The organism is Cryobacterium sp. Y57, assembly GCF_002929505.1.
GTDB lineage: Bacteria > Actinomycetota > Actinomycetes > Actinomycetales > Microbacteriaceae > Cryobacterium.
The window spans coordinates 1-23,015 of record NZ_PJJL01000069.1 but is presented as its reverse complement, the minus strand read 5'-3'; the positions used below and the strand labels follow the sequence as shown (position 1 = coordinate 23,015).

Genomic DNA, 23,015 nt, shown 5'->3' with positions numbered 1-23,015 from the left:
CCGTCCGCCAGANATGGTGATCGCGTACTTTCGGTATTCCCGCATGGGTCCAGCGTAGGCCCGTCGGGTGCAACGCGCCGTGCGGGGACGGAGGACTCGGGTTAGGGGCGGGTGACGTGCGGGCCGTCGGCCAGGAGGCGCTCGTATTCGGTGCGGGCCTCGAGGTTCTTGGCGGTGACGCGGCGTCCGCGGCGGGCGATCCAGGCTCCGGCCCAGATGGGCACCTCACGGGCAATGATCGCGGCAGCGATAGCGTAGGGGTTCAGCCACAGCGACGCAACGAACCGGCTGACGTCGGCCTGGCTGAGCGCGTCGGACGTGCCGTCGAGCAGGAGGCCGAGGAGCGCGGCACCGATGAACGAGAAGTACACGATCACGGCAACGACAAAGCCGAAGAGCACATAGGCCCACCAACCGCCCCGATTGACCAGGGAGATCAGCCCGATGAAAGCGAGGAAGAAGAACAAAACCGGCACATACGAGATCGGCAGGGAGGCGAAGAGCATGAAGCTGCTCAACGTCACGGCCATGGTCGTGCTGGTCATCCCGATAAGGATGAATGCCGCGACGGCGTACAACAGGGCGAAGACGACCGTAGCGAGAAGGGCGATCAGAACGCCGCCGCCGCGGTTGCTGCGGTTTTTCGGCTTGGTCGGCGCCTGCACGTAGATCGGCGACTGGGCCGGGGGCGTGTACGACGGCGCGATCGCGACCGGTACAACCGGCACAACCGGCGTCGTCGGCTCGGAGTCAACGGCGGCACTCGTGGCGGGAACCGTTGCGGCGGGCGTATACGACTCGGCGTAGTCATCGGTGAGACTCGGCGCGGTGGCATCTGTCGATGCGACCGGAGTGGCCGTCGACATGGGGGCCAGGTTGTGGGCTACGACGGAAGCGGACACCGCGTCGGCGCGCTCGGCCGCACTCAGGTTGGCGTTGATGGCGTCATAGTCGATGACGATGGGTTCCTGCTCGGGTTCCGGCTCAACCGAAGATTTCGACGAGGCTGACTCCGATTCGGCCACCACCGCTGCGTGCTCTGGAGCACCGTCTTGGTCGGTGGGACCCTGCTCTGACACGGTCAGATCAGGCGCTGCGGCAGCATCCGTTTCCGGGTTCTTCTTGCCGTCGGTTGGCGTGTTGTCGTTCATGCTGAACTCCTCGTGGCCTTCGCCGTGATTGACTCCTACTGTACCAAGGGCACGGCAAATGCCATGGAGACTCGGCGCGGCGGCCGTTTTATCCCGCCGTTGCCGCCACGGGGGTCACCGGCGTCACGAGCGAGTACACCAGTCCCGATATCGTCGCGTTCACCGTGCCCGGAAGTTCGGGCGCCGCGGCGGTGTTCAGTCCGTCGACGAGAAATAACCGACTCCCGGATTGCAGACGCGAGACGAAATCGAGCACCTGGTCATAGCTGCCTGCGACCGTGACCTGCAGCGGGAAGGCGGCGAAGTTGGTGTTGTTGATCTCGGTGGCACTGGCGGCCGGAGTAACGGCCGGAACGATTGCTGGAGCTTCGGCCACCACCGGCGCCACCGGCGCGACCGGCGCGACCGGCGCGACCGGCGCGTACGCTACCGCCTCGGTCACCGTCATCCCGGTCAGGGTGATGCCGGTGGCCAGAGCCTGGGCGTCGAGCTGGTCAACCACAGCCGGCATGGCCGAGCCACTCGGTACCGATTCGGCGAGCGCCTCTGCGGTCGCGGTAAGCACGTCGAGGTTCTTGAAGTCATGCTTGAGTCGCGCCAGCAGGGCGACGTGTTCGGCATTTGTCGCCTGCACGATGGTACGGTTCGCATTCGCGGAATTCATACTCGCCAGCTGCGGCTGAATTCCCAGCACGACGCCGAGAACGACGATAACGCTCGTCACCAGAACGGAACCGATGAGCCAGAGTTTGTTGCTGTCCATAGCTAATTCTTTTCGGTCGGGTCGAAACGACGCACGAATGCGGAGTCGTTGATGTGCATGGTGATGGTGACCGTGTAAATGCCCGTGGCTTGCTCCAGGGTGACCGATCCAGGCAAGGCGTCGGCGAACCCGTCGAGGGTGCCGAGGGCGCTGAGCCAGGCCGGGATGTCCGGCAGTACGGTGCTCGTGGCGGTGAACGATACCGTCGCGACTCGTGAGCCCTGCAACGGAGCGGTCGCCTGGGTATAGGCGACCAACGGTGTGGCCGAATCAACCTGCACGGTGGTGATCGCCACGCTGCGCGGCAGGGTGTTCTGCACGGCATCGAGGTAGGTCTTCCAGTCGATCTCGGTGGAGGCTCCAACCCTTTGCGCCGCCTCGGTGAGCGTGACCTGATTCTGCAGTGCACGCACGGCAAAATATTGACCCTGATCGGTCAATAGGGTTGCGGTGCGATCCTGCTCGCTGGCTAGATTCACCTGGGCCGTATACGAAAGGGCGCTCGCCGCCCCGACCATTAGCGCGACGACCGCTGCTACCCCGATGACACCGAGGATCAGGCGCCGTCGTTGCTGCTGGGCGCGACGTTCAGCCCGTACCTCGGGCGGGAGCAGGTTCAGCCGATGGTCGCCGCCAATGACCAGCACGTCATCTTTCGCTGCGCGCTTCATGCTGCACGCCCGAGCGCAAGCCCGAGCGCCACGGTGTAAGCGGTACCGCTTTGGCGCAGTGCCTCCGCATCGATAGCGGATGCCAGCGCCACCGTCGACAACGGTTCTCCCGTGGATACCCCCAGGCGGGTCAGTCTCGACACGGCCCCGGGCAGCCCTGGCATCTGGGCTCCCCCGCCGCTGAGCACGATCGCGGTCACCGGATCGCTGGGTCGAGTGTTCGCGTAATAGTTGAGGGTGTTGAGCACACTGCCGAGTTGATCGTTCATGACCTCCGCGATGATATCGGCGCCGACCGCGTCGATCGGGCCTGATCCGCCAGCGATGACCCCGTCGAACGGCACCGCGCCGCGGAAGGACCCCGGTCGGGTATCGGCTGCAGCACGGGCCAGTAGGCCGACGCGACGTTTGAGGAGGTCGGCGGTGCCGACATCCGTTGTCAATCCGGTAGCGAGGGCCTGGGTGACGTCGTCGCCGCCGGTCGGGATGATGCGCACGAACTGCGGTACACCCTCCCGGGTGACGACCACACTCGTGGTCGAGGCGCCGAGGTCGATCACCGCGACGACACCGTCGATGCCGGGGCGGGTGACCAGCAGGCGGCTGATTGCGAAGGGAATCAGGTCGACGTCGATTGTGGTGAGGCCGGCCAGCCGAACCGCGGACACGTTGGCGACGACCGCTGCCTTGACCGCCGCGATGAGCAGCCCGTTCACGGTGGGGCCTTGTTCTGTGGTGGATTCCGAGATGGGATAGAAGTCCAGCAGGGCATCAGTGACGGGCACCGGCAGAAGGTCCTGCACCTCGAATGGAAGCGACTGGCGGATGCGCGCGAGCGACATTTTGGGCACGCTCAGGTTGCGAGCGAGCACCCGCTGATTTCCCATGCCGAGCACGACCTGGCGGGTGTGAAACCCCCCATTCGACCACATGGTTTTGAGCGCCGCTGCGACGGTATGCGGCTCGAGCACCTCGCCGCCGACGACGGCGCCGACGGGCAGCGCAACCTCGTGATAGCTCAGCACGATTGGCCGAGATTTGCCGGGGTTGCGCACCTCGACGGCACGCAGGTGCGCCGTACCGATGTCTATTCCTACGATGTTTGAGGACACGCGCGGTGCTCCTTTATATAGGTGTCGTAATTGATGCTCATGGAATCAACGCTCCTGCGGCGGTAAACGCCGTACTGACTTCCACCAGCAGGTTGACGCTGTAGGTCGCGGCAACCGGAGAAAGGTATTTGGGGGGTGCGATATAGCGAAAGCGCGGATCGTAGGTGTAGTTCTTGCTGTAACCGTTGACCCCGCCGCTATTCGTCACCCGCACGATTCCGCGGTATTTCTGGGCAAGCGATCCGTTGACGGTGAGCACTCCCTGATTGCCGCCGCGATCGTTGTTCTGCACCTGCACGGTGTGGTCGAGCGAGAGCATGGCCGCGTCGATGCGGCGGTTATCGGGCAGCATCGCGCCGCCGTGGGCCGGGCAGCTGCCGACACAGACCGGGTTCCAGATCCACAGGGCGTTTTGCGCGACCAAACCGAGCACATCGACTGCGGAATCGGCATAAATGATGTCACCGGTGACATAAAGAAAATTGTCAGTGGCGACGGTCATGGTGCCGGCTAGCGTGCCCTTGATAAAGGCGTCACCGTGGCGGCAGCCGTACGAGGTAGGAATGGAGGCCACATTCTCGTTCGACCGGGGAAAGCCGATCCCGTTACCGGCCGCGCAGGTCGCGGCACTCTGGCCGCCCGGCCAGACGGTATCACTTGTGAAGTTGGGATCGGCCGGCAGCAGCGGCACGCTTTGCACGAACAACAGGTTGGCGTTCAAGACCGGTATGGTGGCGCCGCCAGTAGATCCGAGTGCGCCGGTTGCGGTGCCGGGCGCTCCGCAGGCCGCGGGCATGCTGCCCGATGAAGCCGGTTCGCCGACGACCCGGGTAGCTTTGCTCCACGGTGAGCGGATGGTCATGGTGCCGTTTGAGTTCAGCACGATACTGGTGGGCCCGGTGTAGAGACAGCCGGGTTCGGCGATGCCAACGTCGGTGCGGGTCTCACCTCGCAACGACGCGTTCGTGGCGGGCATCGCGACCACGGGGCTGTTGGTGGGCAGTCCGGCGTTGAATACCTGCCCGGTGCAGTTCGATCCGGAGGAGGTCCGCCGCAGGTAGTTCCCCCCGGGGTTGCCCGTGGTGACTTTTCCATTGAACGTCGCCTGGCACACGCGGATGGTGTCATTGGAGTGAACCGGGCCGTTCACCACGTCACCACCACCGAACGCCACGTCGCTGCACACGGTCGAGCCACCGGTTGGCGCCGGTCGCCCCGCCCAGGCGTAGGTGTCGGCGCAGGCAGGGTTGGTCGCGCCACTTTGGACCGGATCCTGAATCTCGTACATGGTGAAGTACAGAAAGTCGATGAAGCCTGCTTGTTTGAGGTTGGCGACGACGCTGCGGGTTTTGGTTCCGACCCGCCCCGTCGAGCGGATGCGCAGCACCCCCGACGAGGCGTAGGCCGAGTTATCGACCTCGTAGCGAAACGACGCGGTGCCGTCGCCGCCGGTGACACTCGCCCAGCTGCCGGCTGCGCCGATGCCAAAGGCTGGATTGGCCACCGTGGGCGCGGTAAGCGTACTGCTGGAACTGAACGCGGCCGTGGGGTTGCCGAATCGGTAATACGTGTTGTCGTTGGCGAGCCGGCTCTCGTATTCGTCGACCCCGGCGTAGGCTGCGGCCATTGCGCCGTTCCAGTGCTGGTCGCCGGTGGCTTTGAGGCTGCCGCTGACCGAGAAGGTCATGGCCGTCGCGACGAAGGTGAGCAGCACGAGGCCGATACCGATCACGACGAGAAGGGCTGCTCCGCGTTCTGGCGACTCCGCCAGGCTCCCGGTGCGCCACAGCCAGCCGCGACGAACGAAGCCACCCATCATGGTCCCCCCACGGCGAGGCGTACGTTGGGCATACCGACCGTATTGCTCAGGGTGACCGCGCTGCGGGCATCCGCCGTGCTGGACTGGACCGTGAGAGTGACCATGACTGTGACGATGCTGCGCAGCTGTACCGGGGTCAGCGCCGCATCTACCGACAGAACAACGCCCGCCGAGTCGGCAAAGCTGAACAGCGGCAGACCGCTGCCGGACGGTGCCACGGCCTGGGCCAGGATACGGGTGGACAGCGCGGTGGTCGCAAAGGTGAAGAGGCCACCGGGGTGCGGGATCGACGCCCAGCGCGTCTCGACCAGGCGTCGCTGAGCGTCGACCGCGAGGCGAATTTTCACCGGCTGTTGGGTGGACAAACCGAGGTTGACGTAGGTATACAGGGTCAGTGATTCATTTCTCGCCTCGGAGAGGGCGGGGTCGGGGAGGGCGGGGCTCGCTACGGGGTTTGCCGTGGCAGCGCGAATCGACCGCGCCATCGCATTCATGCCGTTGGAAGCTTCACGGGTATTGGCGCCGAGCGCCGACGCCGAGCCGAGCGCCCGCGTCGCGCTCACGTAGAGTCCCGAGATCATGACCAGAGTCACGCTGAGCAACACCATCGACACGAGCAGTTCCACGAGAGACAAGCCGGTCTGATCGGTGCGAATTGTGCGCCAGCGCATCACGGGGTCACCACCCGGCGCGGATCGAGTGTGAGAACGGCGCCCGCACTCCCCCGGGTTTGCACTGTCACGCTCGCGGCGACGACCGGAACGATTTGTGCGCCGCTCGTCACTCCGGAGAACAGCGCGAACGAGCCAAACGGCAGACCGAGCTGCGCCGTAGCCCCGACCGGAAGTGGCCCGAAGGTGTACGTGGTGCCCAGAGCGCAGCCGGGGTCACCGGGCACTGCCCCCTCGGGTTGGGACACGGCCCGGAGATACTGCCCGGCCAGGCCAGTGATGGTGAAGACACCGAGCGGCACATTCACGCTGGCCGCACCGCCGGGTAAGGTCGCTACCGAAACCGCAGCCGTGCCGATCGCGCCGTCCGCGGCCGGAGTGGTCCAGGCTGCTGGATCGACCGAGACACAGCCCTGCGTTGCCGGCGTGGCAGGAATGATCGAAGTGGGCGCTACATAGATGCCGGCGAACACCTGATAGCCGGAAGCGAACGGGTGCAGCCGAAAGGTCTGGGTGGTCGCGACGCTGGCATTCAGTGGCGTGTAGGCAGCATAGTTGCTGCGCCAGGTGGTGTACAGGTCGCTGGGCAACAGCGTCGTTCCGGTGGTGACATTGGTGGCGTAGTGGGCCGTGAGCGTTCCGGCGAGGTCATAGGCGAACGAAACGGATGCCGCGGTTCCGGCCGCGACGCCCACCGTCTTCACCGGGGTGGTCGCCTGGTTCTTGTCCACATAGTTGGGGCGGGAAGCGCTGACGTTGTAGGTGCCGGGCTTGACCTTGAGCAGGTAACTGCACCCCTGGGCATCCGTTGCAGGCGGAGCAACGGACAGGGTTTGGGCCCCGTTGGGTACCGCGTTCGGCACGGCCGAGATGGACACCCCGCCGGCGCCACCGCCGCCGGCGGTGAGCACCGACACGAGGATGGTGCCGAGGGTGGGATCGTTGATGCGGCTGCCGGGGGCGAGCGCGCTATCGGCGCGCACGAGCGGGGTCGACGCTCGCATACTGTCCCAGCCGACAGTGACGTTGATGTGGCGGTAGCGCAGCTGGCCACCTCCGGAACCACAGTTACCATCGGCGCCGGTGGACGTCTCCCAGGCTGTGGCCCGGTGCACGGAGAAGGTGGTGCCGTTCTGCACGACCGTGCTGTCGCGGTCGAGCACGCTGAATACGTCGCCGGCCGACCGGGCGAGGTCGATCTCCTGGGCGGCCAGGTTGGTGGCGACTTCGCGGGACCGGGCGTCGTTGCTGAGGTAGAGCGAGGTGACGATGCCGTAACCCGCACCGACGGCGATGATTGCAAAGATCATCATGGCCACGAGAATTTCGATGAGGCTGATGCCTTCGTCTTTTCGGGCAATGCGACGGCCCAGGTGACGGAGCAGGGTGTTCACACGAGCCTCCTTCGCGAGGGTCAAGGTGAGAGAGAACGGCGCGGCCGGGGCGACCCGAAGGCCCACCCCGGCTGACGCCGATTGAGTAACGACACAGTGCTGCCCCAGCGCATGCTGCGGCCGAGCCGACGCATCCGCTTGCGCGGCTTAGAAGGTGCAGGCAGCGGGTGCAGGGGTCGTGGCGTTGTTGTTGGTGATGCCGAGCGAATCGGTCACGTAGTACTCAACCAAGGTCGCACTCGTCGCGCCGATGCAGAAGGTCGAATCCGAGATGTTCACGAAGCTGATCGAACTCGAGTTCACACCCTGGGTGAACCCGGCGGCCGTAATGCCAGTGACGGTCGTGGACAGCGGGTTGGCGGCGGTTGCCGGCAACACGCCGTTCTGTGTCTGCAACGAAATAATCGCGGTCTTGGCGTTGGCCAGGTCGCTCTTCACGCTCGCGTCCTTGGCGTTGTTCTGCACGCCCAGGTAGACCGGAATGGCGATCGCGGCGAGAATTCCGATGATGATCACGACGACGAGCAACTCGATCAGCGTGAACCCTCGCTGGTTCTCGGTGAAGCGTGCGCGGCGCAGGTTGAGGGAAGCAAGCAGGCGAGTAATCATGGTGAGTCCATTCGGGTTGGAAGTGGGTGGTGTGACGCGAGTCGGGTAAGAACTCGTAATGCCGTGCGGTGTTTCTTCCGATCGAGGGTGCGATCGGAGCTTCAGATTACGGGTGAGATTTTCTCGCCCACGACCCACGTTCGCGGGTGATTTGGGTTTTACCCACCCCCACTAGGAACGGCACTCGAACGGGGAGTCGCTGGCGGGCAGGCGCGCCAAACGCCCCCGTCGAGCGAGGGTATTCGCACAGTCAGGACTACTTGATCATGCTGGCGATGCTGAAGATGGGCAGGTAGAGGGCGATGACCATGCCACCAATAACGACACCGAGAAAGGCGATCAGCAGCGGCTCAATCACGGCGGTGAGCTGCTCGGTGGCCGTGTGCACCTCCTGATCGTAGAAGTCGGCGATTTTGTCGAGCATCAGCTCGAGCGTGCCGGCATCCTCTCCCACTGCGATCATCTGGGTGACCATGGCCGGAAAGATCGGATGCTCCAGCAGCAGCTCCGAGACCGACTGTCCGCGGCGCACACCCTCGGCTACCTGGGTGAGGGCGTTCTCGATGGCCCAGTTGCCGCTGGTCTCCCCCACGATCGCGAGGGCGTGCAGAATAGGCACGCCGGCGCCGAGCATGTTGGCGAAGTTGCGGCTGAACCGTGCCACGGAGATCTTCTTCTGCAGTGGGCCGAACACCGGTACTCTCAGCCGCAGGGGGTCGAGTACCCGGCGCACCCGGTCGGTGTGTTTGTTGCGACGCCACCACACGGCGAACGCGATACCGGCAACGAGAGCGATCGGCACGACGTAGATCATCGATCCGGACACGGTGACGAGCAGCTGCGTGGGCAGCGGCAAGGAGCCGCCAAGCCCGGCGAACATATCCTGAAAGATCGGCACGATGAAGATCAGCATGATCATCACGGCGGCGACCGACATGGAGAGCACGATCACCGGGTAGGTCATGGCCGACTTGATGGTGTCGCGCAGCTTGACCTCCGTCTCGAAGTTCGCGGCGATCGAGTTCAAAGCCTGGTCGAGAAAACCGCCGGTCTCGCCGGCCCGCACCATGCTGATCATGATGGGCGGGAAGGCCAGCGGATGCTTCGCGAGCGACTCCGAGATCGACTGCCCGGCCTCGACGTCGTCCCGCACCAGTGCGAGCACCGCCGCGAGCGGTTTGCTCTCGGTCTGCTCGGTGAGAATGCACAGAGCCCGCAGCAGCGACAGCCCGGCCGAGATCATGGTCGCGAACTGCCGACTCAGAATGGCGAGATCCTTCAGGCGCACCCCGCGTGAGAAGCCCGGCAGCGCTATGGAGCGCGCCATACCGGTGGCGGGCGGAGATTCCACGATCGAGATCGGCGCGATGCCCTGCGAGTTCAGTCGCGCGGCCACCTGACCCGAGTTCTGCGCGTCGACTCGTCCCTTGACGTTCCTGCCCCTCGTGTCGCGACCGGTGTAACTGAAAACCAGTGTGGCCGACATCAGTTCACCGCGCGGGCGAACCCGACGTTGTTGTCGGCGTCGTGGTCGGAATCGTACCCGGCGCCGACCGCAGCGAAGGTAAAGACCCCGGCCGCCGGTTCGGTGCGGTGGATGAGCAGTTCCAGTCCGGCAATATCGTGGGCCTTGGCCAGCGCGGCAGCGCGGGTGATCTGTCCCGTGTTGACCAGTTCAGCGAGGTGCTGGTCCATGGTGTGCATGCCGCGCTCCCGACCGGTTTGCATCATCGACTCGATCTGGTGCGTTTTGCCCTCGCGAATGAGGTTGGCGATGGCCGGAGCGGTGACGAGAACCTCGGTCGCCGCAACCCGACCGGCCCCGTTCGCCCATTTCACGAGGATCTGGCAGACCACACCCTGCAGGGTCTGGGCCAGCTGCGCCCGCACCTGGTTCTGCTGGTGCGGCGGAAAGACGTCGATGATACGGTCGATGGTTTGCGCCGCGCTCTGCGTGTGCAGCGTCGCGAACACGAGGTGACCGGTCTCGGCCGCGGTCAGCGCTACCTGGATCGTCTCGAGATCGCGCAGTTCACCAATAAGAATCACGTCGGGGTCCTGCCGCAGCACGTGCTTCAAAGCGGATGCGAAACTCGCCGTGTCGTGCCCCACCTCGCGTTGGGTGACCAGGGACTTCTTGTGGGCGTGCAAAAACTCGATCGGGTCTTCGACGGTGACGATATGGTCGGCCCTCGTGCTGTTCACGAGGTCGACGAGGGCTGCCAGCGTTGTGGATTTTCCCGAGCCGGTTGGCCCGGCTACGAGCACCAGCCCGCGAGGCAGCCCGGCGAATGCCGACACCGATTGCGGGATTCCCAGGGCTTTGAGGTCTTTGATCTCGTGCGGAATGAGTCGAAAGACCGCACCAACGGCGCCGCGCTGCTGGTGCACGTTGACCCGAAATCGACTGGACACACCGGTGACCGCGGCATCCTCCAGCGTGTAGGCGAAATCGAGTTCATGGTCGCGATCGAAGATGACCTGCTGGGCCCGGGTGAGAATGCTGCGGATGGCCCGGTCTGCTTTCAGGCTCGACCAGGCTGGGCCGGCGCCTACCGGGCCGAGATCGCCGTCGCGGCGAATGCTCGGCGGAGCGGCGACAGAGACGTGCAGGTCGGACGCCTGCCGCAGCACCACCTCATGGAGGGCCTCGATCAGGTCGACGTCGGGTACGCCGAGCACATCGGGTACCGCCGGGTCGACACCGCGCGGAATCCAGTTGCCGGGACCGCTACGGGGGGCCACGCGCGTGCGCCGACGCTTGGTGGGCAGCACACGGATTTCGTCGTGATGGGTGGCGCTCACTGCGACGCTCGCCGATACCGGGGTGAAGCTCGCGAGCTCGCCGCGCATGCGGGTGTCGTTTGGCGACAGGGAGGTTTTCGGGTCGTCCATGAGCGATTCCTTCTCGGAGCAAGCGTGTCGGGTACTGATTGCCGCGAACAGGCACGGCCGTTCGGGTACGCGACCACTCGCCCACGTTGCGACGAACGGTCGTTGCAGGCCTCGCGAGAATGGAGTCAGGGTAAGTCTTGTTCGCGGGAGGTCTACGCCACGCGCAACGTTATTGAAGCTCGTTTCGCGGCGGTAGCCCGCGATCTGGGGGTGTGCCGCTTAGTGCTCGAGCGCCACACCATCTGGATCCAGCAGAACGTAGATCGTGCCGAGAACGGTCATATCGTTCACGATCTCTCCCGCACCGGTATCGGTCGTCACCGAGGAAATCGCGATGCTGCGCTGGCCGTGCTGAAGGCCGGCCACGAAATCGAAGAGATTACTGTGGGCACCGGCGATCGTCAGTGCAACGGTTATAGCCAGATAGTTGTCCGGGGTCAGTGCCGACGATGTATCGGGAACAGCGGATGCGACAGCTGCGGAATCCGCTCCCGTGCCTGACGCCGCTAGAGCGCTCCGGTCGGCTGCCGGTTCCGCGACGGGCTGGAAGGCAACGGCATCGCTGATAACCAGCGAATTCAGTGTCACGCTGTTCTGGCGGGCAATAACTTCCAGCTCATCCAGAAAATCGGGAATGCCGGCATCTATCGGGACCCCGCTCTGCAGGGTGGCGAGATAGGTGCGAAGTTCCGCGATTCCGGCAAAGTCCTGTTTTAGAACGATCAGATCGGCCTCGTGCTCTGCATATTTCGCCAGTATGACCTCACGTTGCGCCGTTGTGGCCTGAATCTCGTCCAATTTTGGCGCGATCCCCAGCATCCCGCCGAGAACCACCGCCGTGCCGATGATCAAGATCAGCACGGCACCGAATAGTCTGTTGCGCGTCATGGCGTCACTGTCCCCCAGCGATGCGATTTGACCGCGCATCTTTATTGATATTGATGACCAGTTCGACGACGTACTGGCCGGTTTCCGTGCGGGTCACCGAACCGGGGTGGGCATCCGCGTAGCCGGGAAGCGTGCGCAGGTTCGTCAACCACATAGGAACAGCGGGCAAGGTCGGACTGGTGAGACTGAGCGTCAGGCTGGCAACACGCGGGTTGTACAGGGGAACGCTGCTCTGCTCATATTCCGCCCACGGCGTGCCGGATCCGACGGTAATCGCCTGGATGGTGACATCAGAGGGCAGACTTGCTCGGACGGCCCCCAGGTAAGCACGCCAATCGACCTCGGTGGCAGCAGCCAGCTGCCGCGCCGCCGTTGTCAGGTCGATTTGATTCTGCACAGTCCGTACCTCCGAATATTTTGCAGACTCCAGCAGCAATTCAGTGGTACGGGCCTCGGATGCGTCGAGCCGGGACTGTGCCCGCCCCGCCTCGAGGGACACGGCTGCGACGGCGGCAATAACGATCAGCACGATGCCGGCCGCAACGATCGACATGATTCGGCGGAGCAGCCGGCCCTGACGGGCGGCCTTGAGTTCGGAGGGCAGCAGGTCTGCGCGTGGCTCCCCGCCGAGGATCAGCTCGTGGCCATCCGTTGTGCGTTTCATGCTTTACTCCCGAGAGCGAGGCCGAGCGCAGCAACGAACGTGCACTGGGAGTTTTCGAGATATTCCTGGCTGACATCGGGACCGAGCTCGAGTGCGCCGTACGGTTGCGCCGAAACCACCGGAAAACGGGTCAGCTCGCTGAGCGCAGCACCGAACCCTTCGAGCCGCGCGCCCCCACCCATCAGCACGATGCGGCCGATGGGTAGCTCCGGACGACTGTTCGTGAAGTAGGCAATGGTGTTGCGCAGGCTTTCCAGCAGTTCCGAGGTGATCTCCCGAATGATGGTGGCGGCTATTTCATCTTCTGGTGCAACGTCATCCAGAAGGCCCAGCCGCGTCTTGAGCAACTCCGCCGCCTCTTCGTCAAGGCCGAGGCGCACACGCAGCGCCTTGGTGAACTCATTGCCGCCGGAAGGAATCACCCGCACGAACTGCGGCACGGCATTCGACGAGATCAGTACGCTCGACGAACCGCCACCGATATCAATCTGCACGATCACCTCGGGAGTGGTCACCGCACGATGGATGGCACGACTGCGAGCGAATGACATGATGTCAACGGTGACGGTGTGCAGTCCGGCGAGCCTGGCGGCCTTGATATGCGACTGCACGACTCCTTTCATGGCTGCGATCAGCAGCCCGGAAATTTGCGGGCCAGACTCTCCCTCAATGTCGACCTCGGCAATAGGGTAGAAGTCGAGCAATGCCTCCGCGGTGGGAAACGACAGCAGGTCCTGCACCTGAAACGGCAGCGACTCACGAATGCGGCGCAGCGACATCTTGGGCACGGTCAGGTTGCGCACGACCATGCGGTGGTAGCCCATACCGAGCACGACGTCCTTGGTCGTGAAACCGCCGCTCGACCACATCCGTTTCAGCGCCGCGGCGACGACAGCCGGTTCGAGTACCTCACCACGACTGACCGCGCCAAAAGGCAGCGGCTCTTCATAGCAGCGCACGAGCACGGGATGATCCGTTTCGGCATCCCGCATCTCTACGGCGCGCACGGCGGTAGTGCCGATGTCGAGTCCGACCACACGAGTAGTCATTTGTTTCCCCCAGTGAGAATTTGATGTGTAAGCGGTGGTCGAGGAGTGGGCCTGGCGATGACAATTGCCAATTACGCGAGGCCGTACAGCGTGAGGTAGCCGATCGCTATCTGGTCACCGAAAAAGACGCCAAGCCAGGCCGCCAGGAGCATCCACGGACCGAACGGGATACCACTGCGGCGCTTGGCCTTGCGGGTGGCGAGCAGAAGAAGCCCGAACACGCCGCCGAGCAGAAAGGCGCCGAACGCCCCCACGATCAGGGGCCCCCACCCCAGATAGCCGAGGTATAAGCCGAGGAGCCCGGCAAGTTTGACATCACCGAGCCCCATGCCGCCGGGACTGATCAGCGCCAGGGCCAGGTAAAGACCGAATAATGCCGCAACCCCAATGAAGGCGGTCAGCACCCGACCCGGTTCGCCCGCCACGAGGGCAGCAGCAGTGAGCAACACGGCGGCGACCGGATAAGCCGGCAGCAGAATCTTGTTCGGCAAGGTGTGAGTGTCGAAGTCGATCATGGCCAGGGCAACGCTGATCGCCGCCAGGTAAAGGAACGCCACGAGCAGGATGAGCTGAATCGCGAGGGTGTTGTCGTTGGTAGTGACACCCGCCCAGCCAAAATCATCGATCGAGAACACCCAGACGGCGACGACCGCGAAGACAACCCCGGTGCCGAGTTCCACCATCGGGTAACGGGGCGAAATCGGCGCCTGGCAGTCGCGACATTTACCGCGCAGCACCAGCCAGCTCAGAACCGGAATGTTGTCGTACGGCCGAATGCGCGCGCCGCAGCTGCTGCACGAACTCGGCGGGGAGACGATGGAGCGGCCAGCCGGTATGCGGTAGATCACCACGTTCAAAAATGACCCGATGAGGGCTCCCAGGATGCCGAATACCCCCGCGATAGTGCTATCCATTCAGGTCTCGAATCGAAACGCGTGCGCCGAGGTGTGCAATCGATTCGCCCGTGTCCGGTGTCGTTCCCGTGGACAGGTCGACTCCGGGGATACCCACTGGCGCATAGTGCAGCGTCGCTGTGCCGGCCATGCCGACGGTGCCACCGTAGAGCTGGCCGCGCCACTGCGCCGAAAACCCGAGGTCGATCGAGCACGGCGTGTAGAGCATGGCCGTCACGGGGGCCTGCACGATGAAGACATGTGTAATGTCCGAGTAGTCGCTGGGATTCCGGCACGTGGGCGATCCGTCAGCCGTCTCATCGGGCGAGATCAGCCATAGTTTGCGAGACGTGGCTCCCGACGCATCGATCTGCGTTTCGAGGCCGATTTCGAATCGATCCGCAAAAATCGCCAGGTCCTGGGGCAGGCTCAGGGTCACGTTATTCTCCTTCAGGAAAACGCCCTGAGGGCACTCGCGGGCGTCGATGATTCCCGGACCCGTGAATAAGTTTGCGACTGTTTGTATGTCTGCGAGCCTACAGCCATGGTTCATTGTCGCCACCTGGAACCCGGGCCAATCGGTCAGGTCATAGTTGACATCGACCCAGTCGGGCACAAATGGTGCCGGAGCCGGTGCTGAACCCGCTCCGGGACCGACCGCGACCACTGTCGTGCCGCCGGTGATAACGCCGGGCCCGCTGTTGGCGAGAGACTGAGTCGTCAGGTGACCGGTGATCACGTTCGTGCTGTGGCCGATGGTCGTCTCGCCGGCGGACCAGGCGTCGTTGTCGATTTTTGCGCTGTTGATCATGCTCAGTGAACCGGCCGTGACCGAACCCTTGATCCACGCAGAAGATTTCAGCACCGTCGCCCCCGTGGTCCAAATACTCCCGTGGATGATCGTGTCGTCGATGAACTCTGCGCTCGGCGCCACGACGTTGCCGCGCACCTGAGCTAAATCGTGCAGGGCGACAGGTTCGGTGGCCCAGACGTCGCCGACGATCGTGCAGGTTGCCCCGACTGCGAGCCCTCCGTCCGCGATCACGAGATCGGCGTTGAGAATGCTGGTATCAGCCCTGTGGGTACTGTCACAGGAAACGTTGTCGTGGCGCACCTGCACCACCGGCTCAGACCCGTCGACGGAATTCAACTGGCTCGAGCCCGCGAACGTTCCGAACTTGTGGGAGTAGAGGGCGGAGCCTGCGCCGGGAGTGTCGGTGTCAGCCGGCACGTAGGCGTAGATCGCTTCGACCGTGCGCGCGTCGCCGGTGGTATTGCCCCCGACACCGATATCGACAGCTTCTCCGGTCGCTAGAATTTTGACCCGGACTGCTGCCGATGATGGGCACGCGTTGAACCAGGTGTCAGAGGTGGCACTGGTGGAGTACGAGACCAACACCGTCGAAGCCGGGCTGATGGTGCTCCAGCTCGCCACCGTGCAGGTGTTGTTGGTCAACTTGAGAAGGGCATCGTCGATGCCCGCTTCCGCCGCCGATTGCGCCTGCACTCCGGCGCGGGTCGCGCTGCTGACACCGAGTGAGTTCATGGTGGAACCAGCAATGGCGACGGTGGCCACTGCCGCCACGGCCATGAGCCCGATCACGGCGAGCATGCTGCTTCCACGCTCGCCAGCCAGGAAAAGGTAGGTCTTGCGAACTAGAAACATGTGGGCTCCATGGAGGGTACCGCGCCCTGGCGGCTCGTGACTTTGGTCGACATCAGCGCCGGGCTGCTGTCCCCACCGGCGTTGATTGTGAAGTTGACGGTGACGGCCCGGCGGTCGGCAGTGACATCGGGGTTGAAGACGGGTTGGGCAGACGCCGCAGACAAGCCGGTACCCAGCAGGGTCCAGCCCGTCATGTCATTGGTGAGGGCGTCCGGCGTGGGGGCAACGAAGGTTTGCGGAGCCGCTGCGCGCCGGTAGAACATGGCGCCGCCGTTGGACTCGGTGTAGAACCAAGCCTGGCAAATCCGCGCGGTCGCCAGGGCTGCCGGATCGCTGCTCACAGCTGTGATCACAAAGAGCTGGTCATCGTTATCGGGATTCGCGCTGTCGGTGACCTGAAGCGCCGTGGCATTGCGCACACCGGAGTGTACCGACGTGGAGATCAGCTGACTGACGGCATTTGCGTCTGCGCTCTCCAGCACCTTGGCTTTAGACGTCAGGGTGTTGAGCAGCATGCCGCCCACGATGGTCACAATGATCACGAGCAGGCTCGAATAGATGAGCAGTTCAATGAGGCTGTAACCGCCTTCACCGCGCTGTCGCCGCTGGTTCGACCCGGTGCCCGACGCGACATCGCGCTGGTGGTGACGTGCTCTCGCAAACATGCCGAGGCCTAACCATTCACGAAAATGCTCGTGGTCGCTTCGGCCAGAATTTCCCTGGTCGAAACCTCAGTAACGAAGACGTGCACCGGTACTGTAGCCGGGTAGGTGAGCGGGCAGGTGATTGGATCGAAGCTGGGCTGTAGGGCACGACCGTCGGGGTCGAAGGCGGCCGGCGGCGTGGCAGCATGCGAGCGGAGCGGCGCGCAGGTCGTGCCGATGGAACGGATGTTCTCCATCTGAGTGGCGACGAGCTGGGTGGCCGAGGCGAGGGTGGTATTGGAGACCGAGACACGCAACGACGTGACGAGCATCGGCAGAAAGGCGATGGCGAGCAGGGAGAGCAACAGCATCGACACGACGATCTCGATCATGCCAAAGCCTGCCTCACCGGTTCGAGAATTAGTCACGGAGCGGTGTCCGACTCGCACTAGTTCCCTTTCACTACGGGCGATTTTCGACCACCGGTGGGGCGTCTGGGACGCCCCACCGGTGAAAGGACGGTGAGGCAGTGTTACCCCGCAACGTCGGACGACGCGGCGACAGGCACCGGACCTTCTATCGCAGCACCCTTTTCGGTGATGTAGTGATCGTGATCGAGGTCGGTCATCGGACCCCAGGTACCGGTAATGATGAAACTCGTCGAAGAAGTTACCTCCATGGCGACTGAAATTTCTCCGCTCGCGGTGTACGCGGTGAGGCCACTCGGAAAGCCGGTTTCAAGGGTGGAGAGCTCGGTTCCTTCAACCAGTTCCGCGACAACGGCCGTCTTCGCGTTAGTGATAGCGGCTGCCACAGCGCTGTCCTTGGCCTTGTCCTGCTGGCCCAGGTAGATCGGGATGGCGATCGCGGCGAGAACGCCGAGAATAAGTACCACCACGAGAAGCTCGATGAGCGTGAAGCCCTTCTCCTTCTCGCCGAGGGTCGTGCGCTTATTGACCAGGGCTGATGTGAAGAAGCGGTTCATAGGTGTGTCCTTTGCGTTGTTCAGCAGGGAGCAATGCAGTGGCTTGCCCGTTTTCAAGCCTAAGTTGGCCACCCCGGTGAACCGTTGTTTTTTCAGCGGTCGGACTACCCCCAGTGGGAGTGCAGCCTAAACGGGGGTTGTGACTCCTGGCGGCTATTTGACGTAGTCGAAAACGCTGAACATGGGCAGGTAGAGCGCCACGACCATGCCCCCGATAATCACGCCAATGACGGCAATCATGAGTGGCTCGATGAGCGCGGTGAGCTGCTCAGTGGTCGACTGCACTTCCTGGTCGTAGAAATCGGCGATCTTGGTGAGCATCTGCTCGAGCGCACCGGCCTCCTCTCCCACGGCGATCATCTGCGTGACCATGGCTGGAAAAATCGGCTCGAGGGCGAGCGGTGTTGCGATGGAGCGGCCCTGGCTCACCGATTCCTGCACCTTGCCGAGGGCAGACTCGATGACGTAGTTACCCGAGGTCTCGCCGACGATCTTGAGCGAGTGCAGTATCGGCACGCCCGCGCCGATCATGGTCGCGAAGTTGCGGCTGAACCGTGCAATGGCAAGCTTGGTGAGCAGTAGGCCGAACACGGGCAGCTTGAGCTTGAACGGGTCGACCACGCGGCGCACGGCCAGGCTGTGCTTGTTCTTACGCCACCACACCGAGAAAACAATGACGGCAATGAGTAGTACCGGGGCCACCCAGATCATGCCGTCGGAGAGCACGACGAGCACCTGCGTGGCCGGGGGCAGATCGCCGCCGAGACCCTGGAACATCTTCTCGAAACCGGGAACGATGAAGATGAGCATCCCCACCACGGCGAGAAGCGCCATGACCAGCACGATCACCGGGTAGGCGAGCGCGCTTTTGATCGTGTCGCGCAGTTTCACCTCGGACTCGAAGTTGTCGGCGATGGAGTTGAGGGCATCTTCGAGAAAACCCCCGATCTCCCCCGCGCGCACCAGGTTGATCATAATCGGGGGAAACACCACGTCATGCTTATCGAAGGCCTCTGAGAGGGACACGCCGGTCTCGACGTCGCCGCGAATGACTGCGAGCACCTGGGCGAGCTGCTTATTCTCGGTCTGCCCCGAGAGAATGTTCAGTGTGCGCAAAAGCGACAGCCCGGCCTGGGTCATGGTCGCCATCTGACGGCTCATCACAGCGAGGTCGGTCAGGCCGATGGGCTTCTGAAACCCCGGAATGCTCAGATCTGCGTGGAGTCTCGTGAGCTTGCGGGCCGGCGCGATTGTAATGGGCGAGAGTCCCATAGTGCGCAATTGGGAAAGCGCTGCCCGCTCCGACGCCGCATCCAGACGGCCTTTGACCACGCGGTCGCGGGAGTCCCGACTGGTGTAGCTGAAAGAGGTTTCGATGGACATCTAACGCCTCCCAGGCGAAAACGAATCGTTGAAGTCAATTTCGCCAGTGCTTAGGCGGCCCACCGGAACATCTGTCGGATCAATCCGGTGCACGAGCTGCCTGAGCACCTCGACGTCCATTGCCTTCTCCTCGGCGGCCTCACGGGTGATCTGGCCGGCGTCGACGAGTTCGGCCAGGTGCTGGTCCATGGTGTGCATGCCCAGCGATCGACCCGACTGTAGCGCCGAAGCTATCTGGTGCGTTTTGCCTTCTCTCACGAGGTTTGCGATGGCTGCCGTGGTCACCAGAATTTCAGTCGCGACCACGCGTCCGCCGCCGATCTTGCGTACGAGCGTCTGGCAGACCACCCCGCGCAGGGTCGCTGCTAACTGCGCGCGCACTTGCGCCTGCTGATGCGGCGGAAAAACGTCGATCACGCGGTCGATGGTCTGGGCGGCATCCTGAGTATGCAGGGTGGATAAAACGAGGTGGCCGGTCTCAGCGGCCGTTAAAGCGACCGAGATCGTCTCGAGATCACGCAGCTCGCCGATCAATATGACGTTGGGGTCCTGGCGCAGCACGTGCTTCAGAGCGGATGCGAAGCTGTGCGTATCCTGCCCGACCTCACGCTGGCTGATCATCGCTTTCTTGCCCTCGTGAATGAACTCGATCGGGTCCTCCACCGTCACGATGTGGTCATCCCGGGTGCGATTCACCAGGTCAACCATTGCGGCCAGGGTCGTGGTCTTGCCGGAGCCGGTGGGACCGGTGACCAGCACAAGGCCGCGCGGGAGGTGCGCAAACCGTGCAACAGATTCGGGAATGCCCAGCTCGGCCAACGATTTGATCTCATTCGGAATGAGACGAAAAGCGCCACCGACCGTGTTGCGCTGCTGGTAGAAGTTGACCCGAAAGCGGGTGTACCCCACCGTGTGGGCGAAGTCGAGCTCGAGTTCTTGATCGAATTCCTCCCGCTGCTCGGGCGAGAGAATGCTCCTCAGGGCGGAGGCGACTTTCTCGGGCGACCAACGATCCCACCCGGGAATCGGCCGCAGGGAACCGTCAACGCGCATGCTGGGCGGTGCACCGCCAGAAATATGCAAGTCGCTCGCTCCCTCGTTCAACACGAGTCGCAGTGCCGTGAGCAGATCGGGATCGGGCATCGGTGTGCTGAATTGTGCCGATGATTCGGACCGCATCAGCTTCCTGGCACGGATATCAACGGTAGAGACGGGCGCGGCAGCGGCCGGCTCCCCATATTCGATGTGATCGGATTCCTGCACGGCATAACCGAAGTCAGGCGACCTCACTGAGGTACCTGCGCGGTCCGTCGGTGACAAACCGGGCCATCCCAGGCGCTAGGAAACCACACGGAGCACCTCGTCGATCGAGGTCAGCCCGAGGGCGACCTTGGCCCAGCCATCTTCACGCATGGTGATCATTCCCTGCTTGCGTGCCGCGGCTGCGATCTGCGCGCTCGAGGCGCGTGCCACGGTCAGCCGCTCGATTTCTTCGGACACCGTCATGACCTCGTGAATGCCGAGTCGTCCGCGGTAGCCCGTCTGCGAGCAGCTGGCGCACCCGGCGGGCTTATAGATGATGGTGCCTGTTATGGTGGGATCGATGGCCGGACCGATCTCCGGCATGACCGTAGAACGGTTCGAGACGTAACCCACCGTCGGATTGACCACAAAACCCAAAAAGGCCAGGTCGGTGCGATCGTCGGGTACCTTGCAACGGTCGCACAGGCGCCGGGCCAGCCGCTGCGCCACAACGCAGTCCAATGCCGAACCCACCAGAAACGGCTCGATACCCATCTCGATCAGCCGGGTCATGGCGCTTGGCGCGTCATTGGTGTGCAGGGTCGACAGCACGAGGTGACCGGTGAGCGAGGCCTCAATGGCGATCTTTGCGGTCTCCTGGTCTCGAATCTCACCGAGTAGCACGACGTCGGGGTCTGCCCGCAGAATGGAACGCAGAGCGACGGCGAAGGTGAGGCCCGCCTTGCGGTTCACCTGCACCTGGTTGACCCCGTGCATGCGGTATTCGACCGGGTCCTCGACGGTGATCACATTGATCTCCGGCCGGTTGATAGCGTGCAGTGTCGTGTAGAGGGTGGTCGACTTGCCCGAACCGGTCGGCCCGGTGACCAGAATCATGCCGTAGGGCTTGGTGTACGCCATCTCGTACTCGTTGAAGTTATCGGTGAGCAGGTTGAGGCCCTCCATACTCATCGACGAGGTTGCGTTGTCAAGAATTCGCAGAACGACCTTTTCACCCCAGACCGTGGGCAGAATGGCCACACGCAGGTCGACCGTACGACCGTTGTGGTGCACGGACATGCGGCCATCCTGAGGTTTGCGGCGCTCGGCGATATCGAGGTCGCTCATGATCTTGATGCGCGAGGTGACGCCGCCGGCGATGGTTGACGGTGCCTTCTGCATCTCGTGCAGCACACCGTCGATGCGGTAGCGTACGCGCACGTCGTTCTCGCCGGGTTCAATGTGAACATCCGACGCTTTGTCCTGAATCGCCTGACTGACCAACAGGTTGACGAAGCGCACGATCGGTGCTGCGTCATCCGTTTCGGCCGGTGTCGTCGTGTCGTCGGGCTCCTCACTGTCGGCCGTGAGGGTGGTGCTGAGGTCGATCAGCTCGTTGTCGGCACGATGGTAGCGGGCGATGGCCGCTTGCAGATCAGACGGCTCGACGACGACCGGGCTGACCCGCATGCGGGCAGCCTCCCGCACGTCGTCCACGGCGAACACGTCGCCGGGGTTGACCATGGCCACCACGAGACGACCGTCTTCGAAGCCGATGGGCAGCACGTTGGCCCGGCGGCAGACGGCGGCCGGCACTTTGGCTACGGCCAGCCGGTCAACGGGATAGTCCAGCAGCTCGACAAACGGCAGGTTTTTCTGCTCGGCACGCGCCTTGGCGAACTGTAGCTCGGTGATCGTGCCCACCTCGACCAGGTTGCGCACCATAGCTTCGTCAGCGCGGTCGTTCAACCGCACGGTGTCGAGCCGCTCGGTTGGGAGCAAACCGTGCACGATTAAAATTTCGGTCAGGCTGGTCACGTATGCGCGGCTCCCCCGTGGTTCTCAGTCAGCTCAATGTGCCACCGAAGAGGCACACCGCAGTCGCGGCACGACACTGACTCTTTACGTTATCGCGGTGGGCGACGGCTGAACCCGTTCCCACCGATGGGAACGCCCCCTATAGCGGACCCAATTCAGGGGTAACTTTGCCCATGATGAATCCCGTTCGTCCACCCCCGTTGCGGTGCATCTCGCGAGAGCGGGTAAATCGGTGCCTCCTGAAACAACCATTTTTCTGCACTTGTAAATGAGAAGAAACTTTTGATTTGACATCACTTTTATGCTGAGATTTACTCGCTTTAATGGTCGATTCGGGCTATAATTGTGGGTGAAGGAGGCACTGACGCCATGACCCTCACCGCTCCGCCCGCTGCAACTGGCTCCGCGCCGGAACCCGAGGGTTCTCGGGTTGCGGCCGTTGCAAAGGCTGGTGCGATTTTGGCTGTGGCGTTTGACGGGGTGCGGTTTGGTCTTCTGGATGATGCTGAAGCCGTCGCGGTACTGGTGGCGTTGGAAGAACTGGGTCGCAAGGTTGATGGTGTCACGCTACGAGCCACCACCGACATTGGCGTGCGCGCCGAAACCGACCTCGGTAACGGGTCCCTCGCCTACCAGAACGGATGCCGTAACCGGGTTGAATTCATCACCCAGCTCGCCGGTATCTCCAGCCGTGAAGC

Annotated in this window: 22 protein-coding genes; 1 reads left to right on the top strand and 21 read right to left on the bottom strand. The window is 63.3% G+C overall.

The genetic code is table 11. The annotated features are described in order from the left end of the window. Positions 1-101 precede the first annotated feature (101 nt). The 21 genes from CXY72_RS11545 to CXY72_RS11445 all read right to left on the bottom strand — a co-directional run bounded on the left by CXY72_RS11545 (position 102) and on the right by CXY72_RS11445 (position 22,317). Positions 102-1,151, bottom strand: coding sequence for a hypothetical protein (locus CXY72_RS11545; RefSeq protein WP_104127846.1), 1,050 nt, complete (start codon positions 1,149-1,151; stop codon positions 102-104). An 88-nt stretch (positions 1,152-1,239) separates the two neighbouring features. Continuing rightward, complete coding sequence (locus CXY72_RS19560) at positions 1,240-1,914, bottom strand: hypothetical protein (protein WP_158252552.1); 675 nt, start codon at positions 1,912-1,914, stop codon at positions 1,240-1,242. Between the two features lie 2 nt (positions 1,915-1,916). Further along, a complete protein-coding gene (locus tag CXY72_RS11535; RefSeq protein WP_104127844.1) occupies positions 1,917-2,585 on the bottom strand; it encodes a hypothetical protein in 669 nt (222 codons plus the stop codon). Further along, positions 2,582-3,697 carry a type IV pilus assembly protein PilM gene (pilM, locus tag CXY72_RS11530; RefSeq protein WP_104127843.1) on the bottom strand — a complete coding sequence of 372 codons (1,116 nt, stop codon included), beginning with the start codon at positions 3,695-3,697 and terminating at the stop codon, positions 2,582-2,584. Before pilM (CXY72_RS11530) ends, CXY72_RS11535 begins: the two co-directional genes overlap by 4 nt. A gap of 37 nt (positions 3,698-3,734) precedes the next feature. Next, positions 3,735-5,516 (bottom strand): hypothetical protein, encoded by a 1,782-nt coding sequence (locus tag CXY72_RS11525; RefSeq protein ID WP_233197790.1) that lies wholly within the window; start codon positions 5,514-5,516, stop codon positions 3,735-3,737. Then, entirely contained in the window at positions 5,513-6,187 is a 675-nt protein-coding gene (locus CXY72_RS11520; protein ID WP_104127841.1) for a type II secretion system protein J, read from the bottom strand. Before CXY72_RS11520 ends, CXY72_RS11525 begins: the two co-directional genes overlap by 4 nt. After that, positions 6,187-7,581, bottom strand: coding sequence for a prepilin-type N-terminal cleavage/methylation domain-containing protein (locus CXY72_RS11515; RefSeq protein ID WP_158252551.1), 1,395 nt, complete (start codon positions 7,579-7,581; stop codon positions 6,187-6,189). The genes CXY72_RS11520 and CXY72_RS11515 overlap by 1 nt, the downstream gene beginning before the upstream one ends. Positions 7,582-7,728: 147 nt before the next feature. Then, a complete protein-coding gene (locus tag CXY72_RS20680; protein WP_104127839.1) occupies positions 7,729-8,190 on the bottom strand; it encodes a prepilin-type N-terminal cleavage/methylation domain-containing protein in 462 nt (153 codons plus the stop codon). Positions 8,191-8,446: 256 nt separating this feature from the next. Then, positions 8,447-9,676 carry a type II secretion system F family protein gene (locus CXY72_RS11505; RefSeq protein WP_104127838.1) on the bottom strand — a complete coding sequence of 410 codons (1,230 nt, stop codon included), beginning with the start codon at positions 9,674-9,676 and terminating at the stop codon, positions 8,447-8,449. Beyond that, on the bottom strand, positions 9,676-11,085 hold the full coding sequence (locus CXY72_RS11500) for a type IV pilus twitching motility protein PilT (protein ID WP_304466364.1): 1,410 nt from the start codon (positions 11,083-11,085) through the stop codon (positions 9,676-9,678). Before CXY72_RS11500 ends, CXY72_RS11505 begins: the two co-directional genes overlap by 1 nt. A 219-nt stretch (positions 11,086-11,304) precedes the next feature. After that, positions 11,305-11,973, bottom strand: a complete 669-nt coding sequence (locus CXY72_RS11495) for a hypothetical protein (protein WP_146071151.1) — start codon at positions 11,971-11,973, stop codon at positions 11,305-11,307. Positions 11,974-11,977: 4 nt separating this feature from the next. After that, entirely contained in the window at positions 11,978-12,637 is a 660-nt protein-coding gene (locus CXY72_RS11490) for a hypothetical protein (RefSeq protein WP_104127836.1), read from the bottom strand. Next, entirely contained in the window at positions 12,634-13,686 is a 1,053-nt protein-coding gene (pilM, locus tag CXY72_RS11485; protein ID WP_104127835.1) for a type IV pilus assembly protein PilM, read from the bottom strand. Before pilM (CXY72_RS11485) ends, CXY72_RS11490 begins: the two co-directional genes overlap by 4 nt. A gap of 71 nt (positions 13,687-13,757) precedes the next feature. Then, positions 13,758-14,600 (bottom strand): A24 family peptidase, encoded by an 843-nt coding sequence (locus CXY72_RS11480; RefSeq protein ID WP_104127834.1) that lies wholly within the window; start codon positions 14,598-14,600, stop codon positions 13,758-13,760. Then, positions 14,593-16,245 carry a polymer-forming cytoskeletal protein gene (locus CXY72_RS11475; protein ID WP_104127833.1) on the bottom strand — a complete coding sequence of 551 codons (1,653 nt, stop codon included), beginning with the start codon at positions 16,243-16,245 and terminating at the stop codon, positions 14,593-14,595. Before CXY72_RS11475 ends, CXY72_RS11480 begins: the two co-directional genes overlap by 8 nt. Further along, complete coding sequence (locus tag CXY72_RS11470; protein WP_104127832.1) at positions 16,236-16,910, bottom strand: hypothetical protein; 675 nt, start codon at positions 16,908-16,910, stop codon at positions 16,236-16,238. The genes CXY72_RS11475 and CXY72_RS11470 overlap by 10 nt, the downstream gene beginning before the upstream one ends. Before the next feature lie 8 nt (positions 16,911-16,918). Then, positions 16,919-17,317: a hypothetical protein gene (locus tag CXY72_RS11465; protein WP_146071150.1), complete on the bottom strand. Its 399-nt coding sequence runs from the start codon at positions 17,315-17,317 to the stop codon at positions 16,919-16,921. Positions 17,318-17,421: 104 nt separating this feature from the next. Next, positions 17,422-17,874, bottom strand: a complete 453-nt coding sequence (locus CXY72_RS20415; RefSeq protein WP_104127830.1) for a prepilin-type N-terminal cleavage/methylation domain-containing protein — start codon at positions 17,872-17,874, stop codon at positions 17,422-17,424. A 153-nt stretch (positions 17,875-18,027) separates the two neighbouring features. Further along, on the bottom strand, positions 18,028-19,257 hold the full coding sequence (locus tag CXY72_RS11455) for a type II secretion system F family protein (RefSeq protein WP_104127829.1): 1,230 nt from the start codon (positions 19,255-19,257) through the stop codon (positions 18,028-18,030). Continuing rightward, positions 19,258-20,547, bottom strand: a complete 1,290-nt coding sequence (locus CXY72_RS11450; protein WP_304466363.1) for a type IV pilus twitching motility protein PilT — start codon at positions 20,545-20,547, stop codon at positions 19,258-19,260. Between the two features lie 48 nt (positions 20,548-20,595). Continuing rightward, entirely contained in the window at positions 20,596-22,317 is a 1,722-nt protein-coding gene (locus CXY72_RS11445) for a GspE/PulE family protein (RefSeq protein ID WP_104127828.1), read from the bottom strand. Positions 22,318-22,686: 369 nt separating this feature from the next. Here CXY72_RS11445 and CXY72_RS11440 point away from each other — a divergent pair. Then, the coding region (locus CXY72_RS11440; protein ID WP_146071149.1) for a hypothetical protein at positions 22,687-23,015 on the top strand (329 nt) is incomplete at its 3' end.

What these genes read in the sequence shown, in the direction of transcription:
- CXY72_RS11545 (WP_104127846.1), bottom strand. Translation starts at nt 1,151, where the DNA reads ATGAACGACAACACGCCAACCGACGGCAAGAAGAACCCGGAAACGGAT.
- CXY72_RS19560 (WP_158252552.1), bottom strand. Translation starts at nt 1,914, where the DNA reads ATGGACAGCAACAAACTCTGGCTCATCGGTTCCGTTCTGGTGACGAGC.
- CXY72_RS11535 (WP_104127844.1), bottom strand. Translation starts at nt 2,585, where the DNA reads ATGAAGCGCGCAGCGAAAGATGACGTGCTGGTCATTGGCGGCGACCAT.
- CXY72_RS11525 (WP_233197790.1), bottom strand. Translation starts at nt 5,516, where the DNA reads ATGATGGGTGGCTTCGTTCGTCGCGGCTGGCTGTGGCGCACCGGGAGC.
- CXY72_RS11520 (WP_104127841.1), bottom strand. Translation starts at nt 6,187, where the DNA reads ATGCGCTGGCGCACAATTCGCACCGATCAGACCGGCTTGTCTCTCGTG.
- CXY72_RS20680 (WP_104127839.1), bottom strand. Translation starts at nt 8,190, where the DNA reads ATGATTACTCGCCTGCTTGCTTCCCTCAACCTGCGCCGCGCACGCTTC.
- CXY72_RS11505 (WP_104127838.1), bottom strand. Translation starts at nt 9,676, where the DNA reads ATGTCGGCCACACTGGTTTTCAGTTACACCGGTCGCGACACGAGGGGC.
- CXY72_RS11500 (WP_304466364.1), bottom strand. Translation starts at nt 11,085, where the DNA reads ATGGACGACCCGAAAACCTCCCTGTCGCCAAACGACACCCGCATGCGC.
- CXY72_RS11495 (WP_146071151.1), bottom strand. Translation starts at nt 11,973, where the DNA reads ATGACGCGCAACAGACTATTCGGTGCCGTGCTGATCTTGATCATCGGC.
- CXY72_RS11490 (WP_104127836.1), bottom strand. Translation starts at nt 12,637, where the DNA reads ATGAAACGCACAACGGATGGCCACGAGCTGATCCTCGGCGGGGAGCCA.
- pilM (WP_104127835.1), bottom strand. Translation starts at nt 13,686, where the DNA reads ATGACTACTCGTGTGGTCGGACTCGACATCGGCACTACCGCCGTGCGC.
- CXY72_RS11480 (WP_104127834.1), bottom strand. Translation starts at nt 14,600, where the DNA reads ATGGATAGCACTATCGCGGGGGTATTCGGCATCCTGGGAGCCCTCATC.
- CXY72_RS11475 (WP_104127833.1), bottom strand. Translation starts at nt 16,245, where the DNA reads ATGTTTCTAGTTCGCAAGACCTACCTTTTCCTGGCTGGCGAGCGTGGA.
- CXY72_RS11470 (WP_104127832.1), bottom strand. Translation starts at nt 16,910, where the DNA reads ATGTTTGCGAGAGCACGTCACCACCAGCGCGATGTCGCGTCGGGCACC.
- CXY72_RS20415 (WP_104127830.1), bottom strand. Translation starts at nt 17,874, where the DNA reads ATGAACCGCTTCTTCACATCAGCCCTGGTCAATAAGCGCACGACCCTC.
- CXY72_RS11455 (WP_104127829.1), bottom strand. Translation starts at nt 19,257, where the DNA reads ATGTCCATCGAAACCTCTTTCAGCTACACCAGTCGGGACTCCCGCGAC.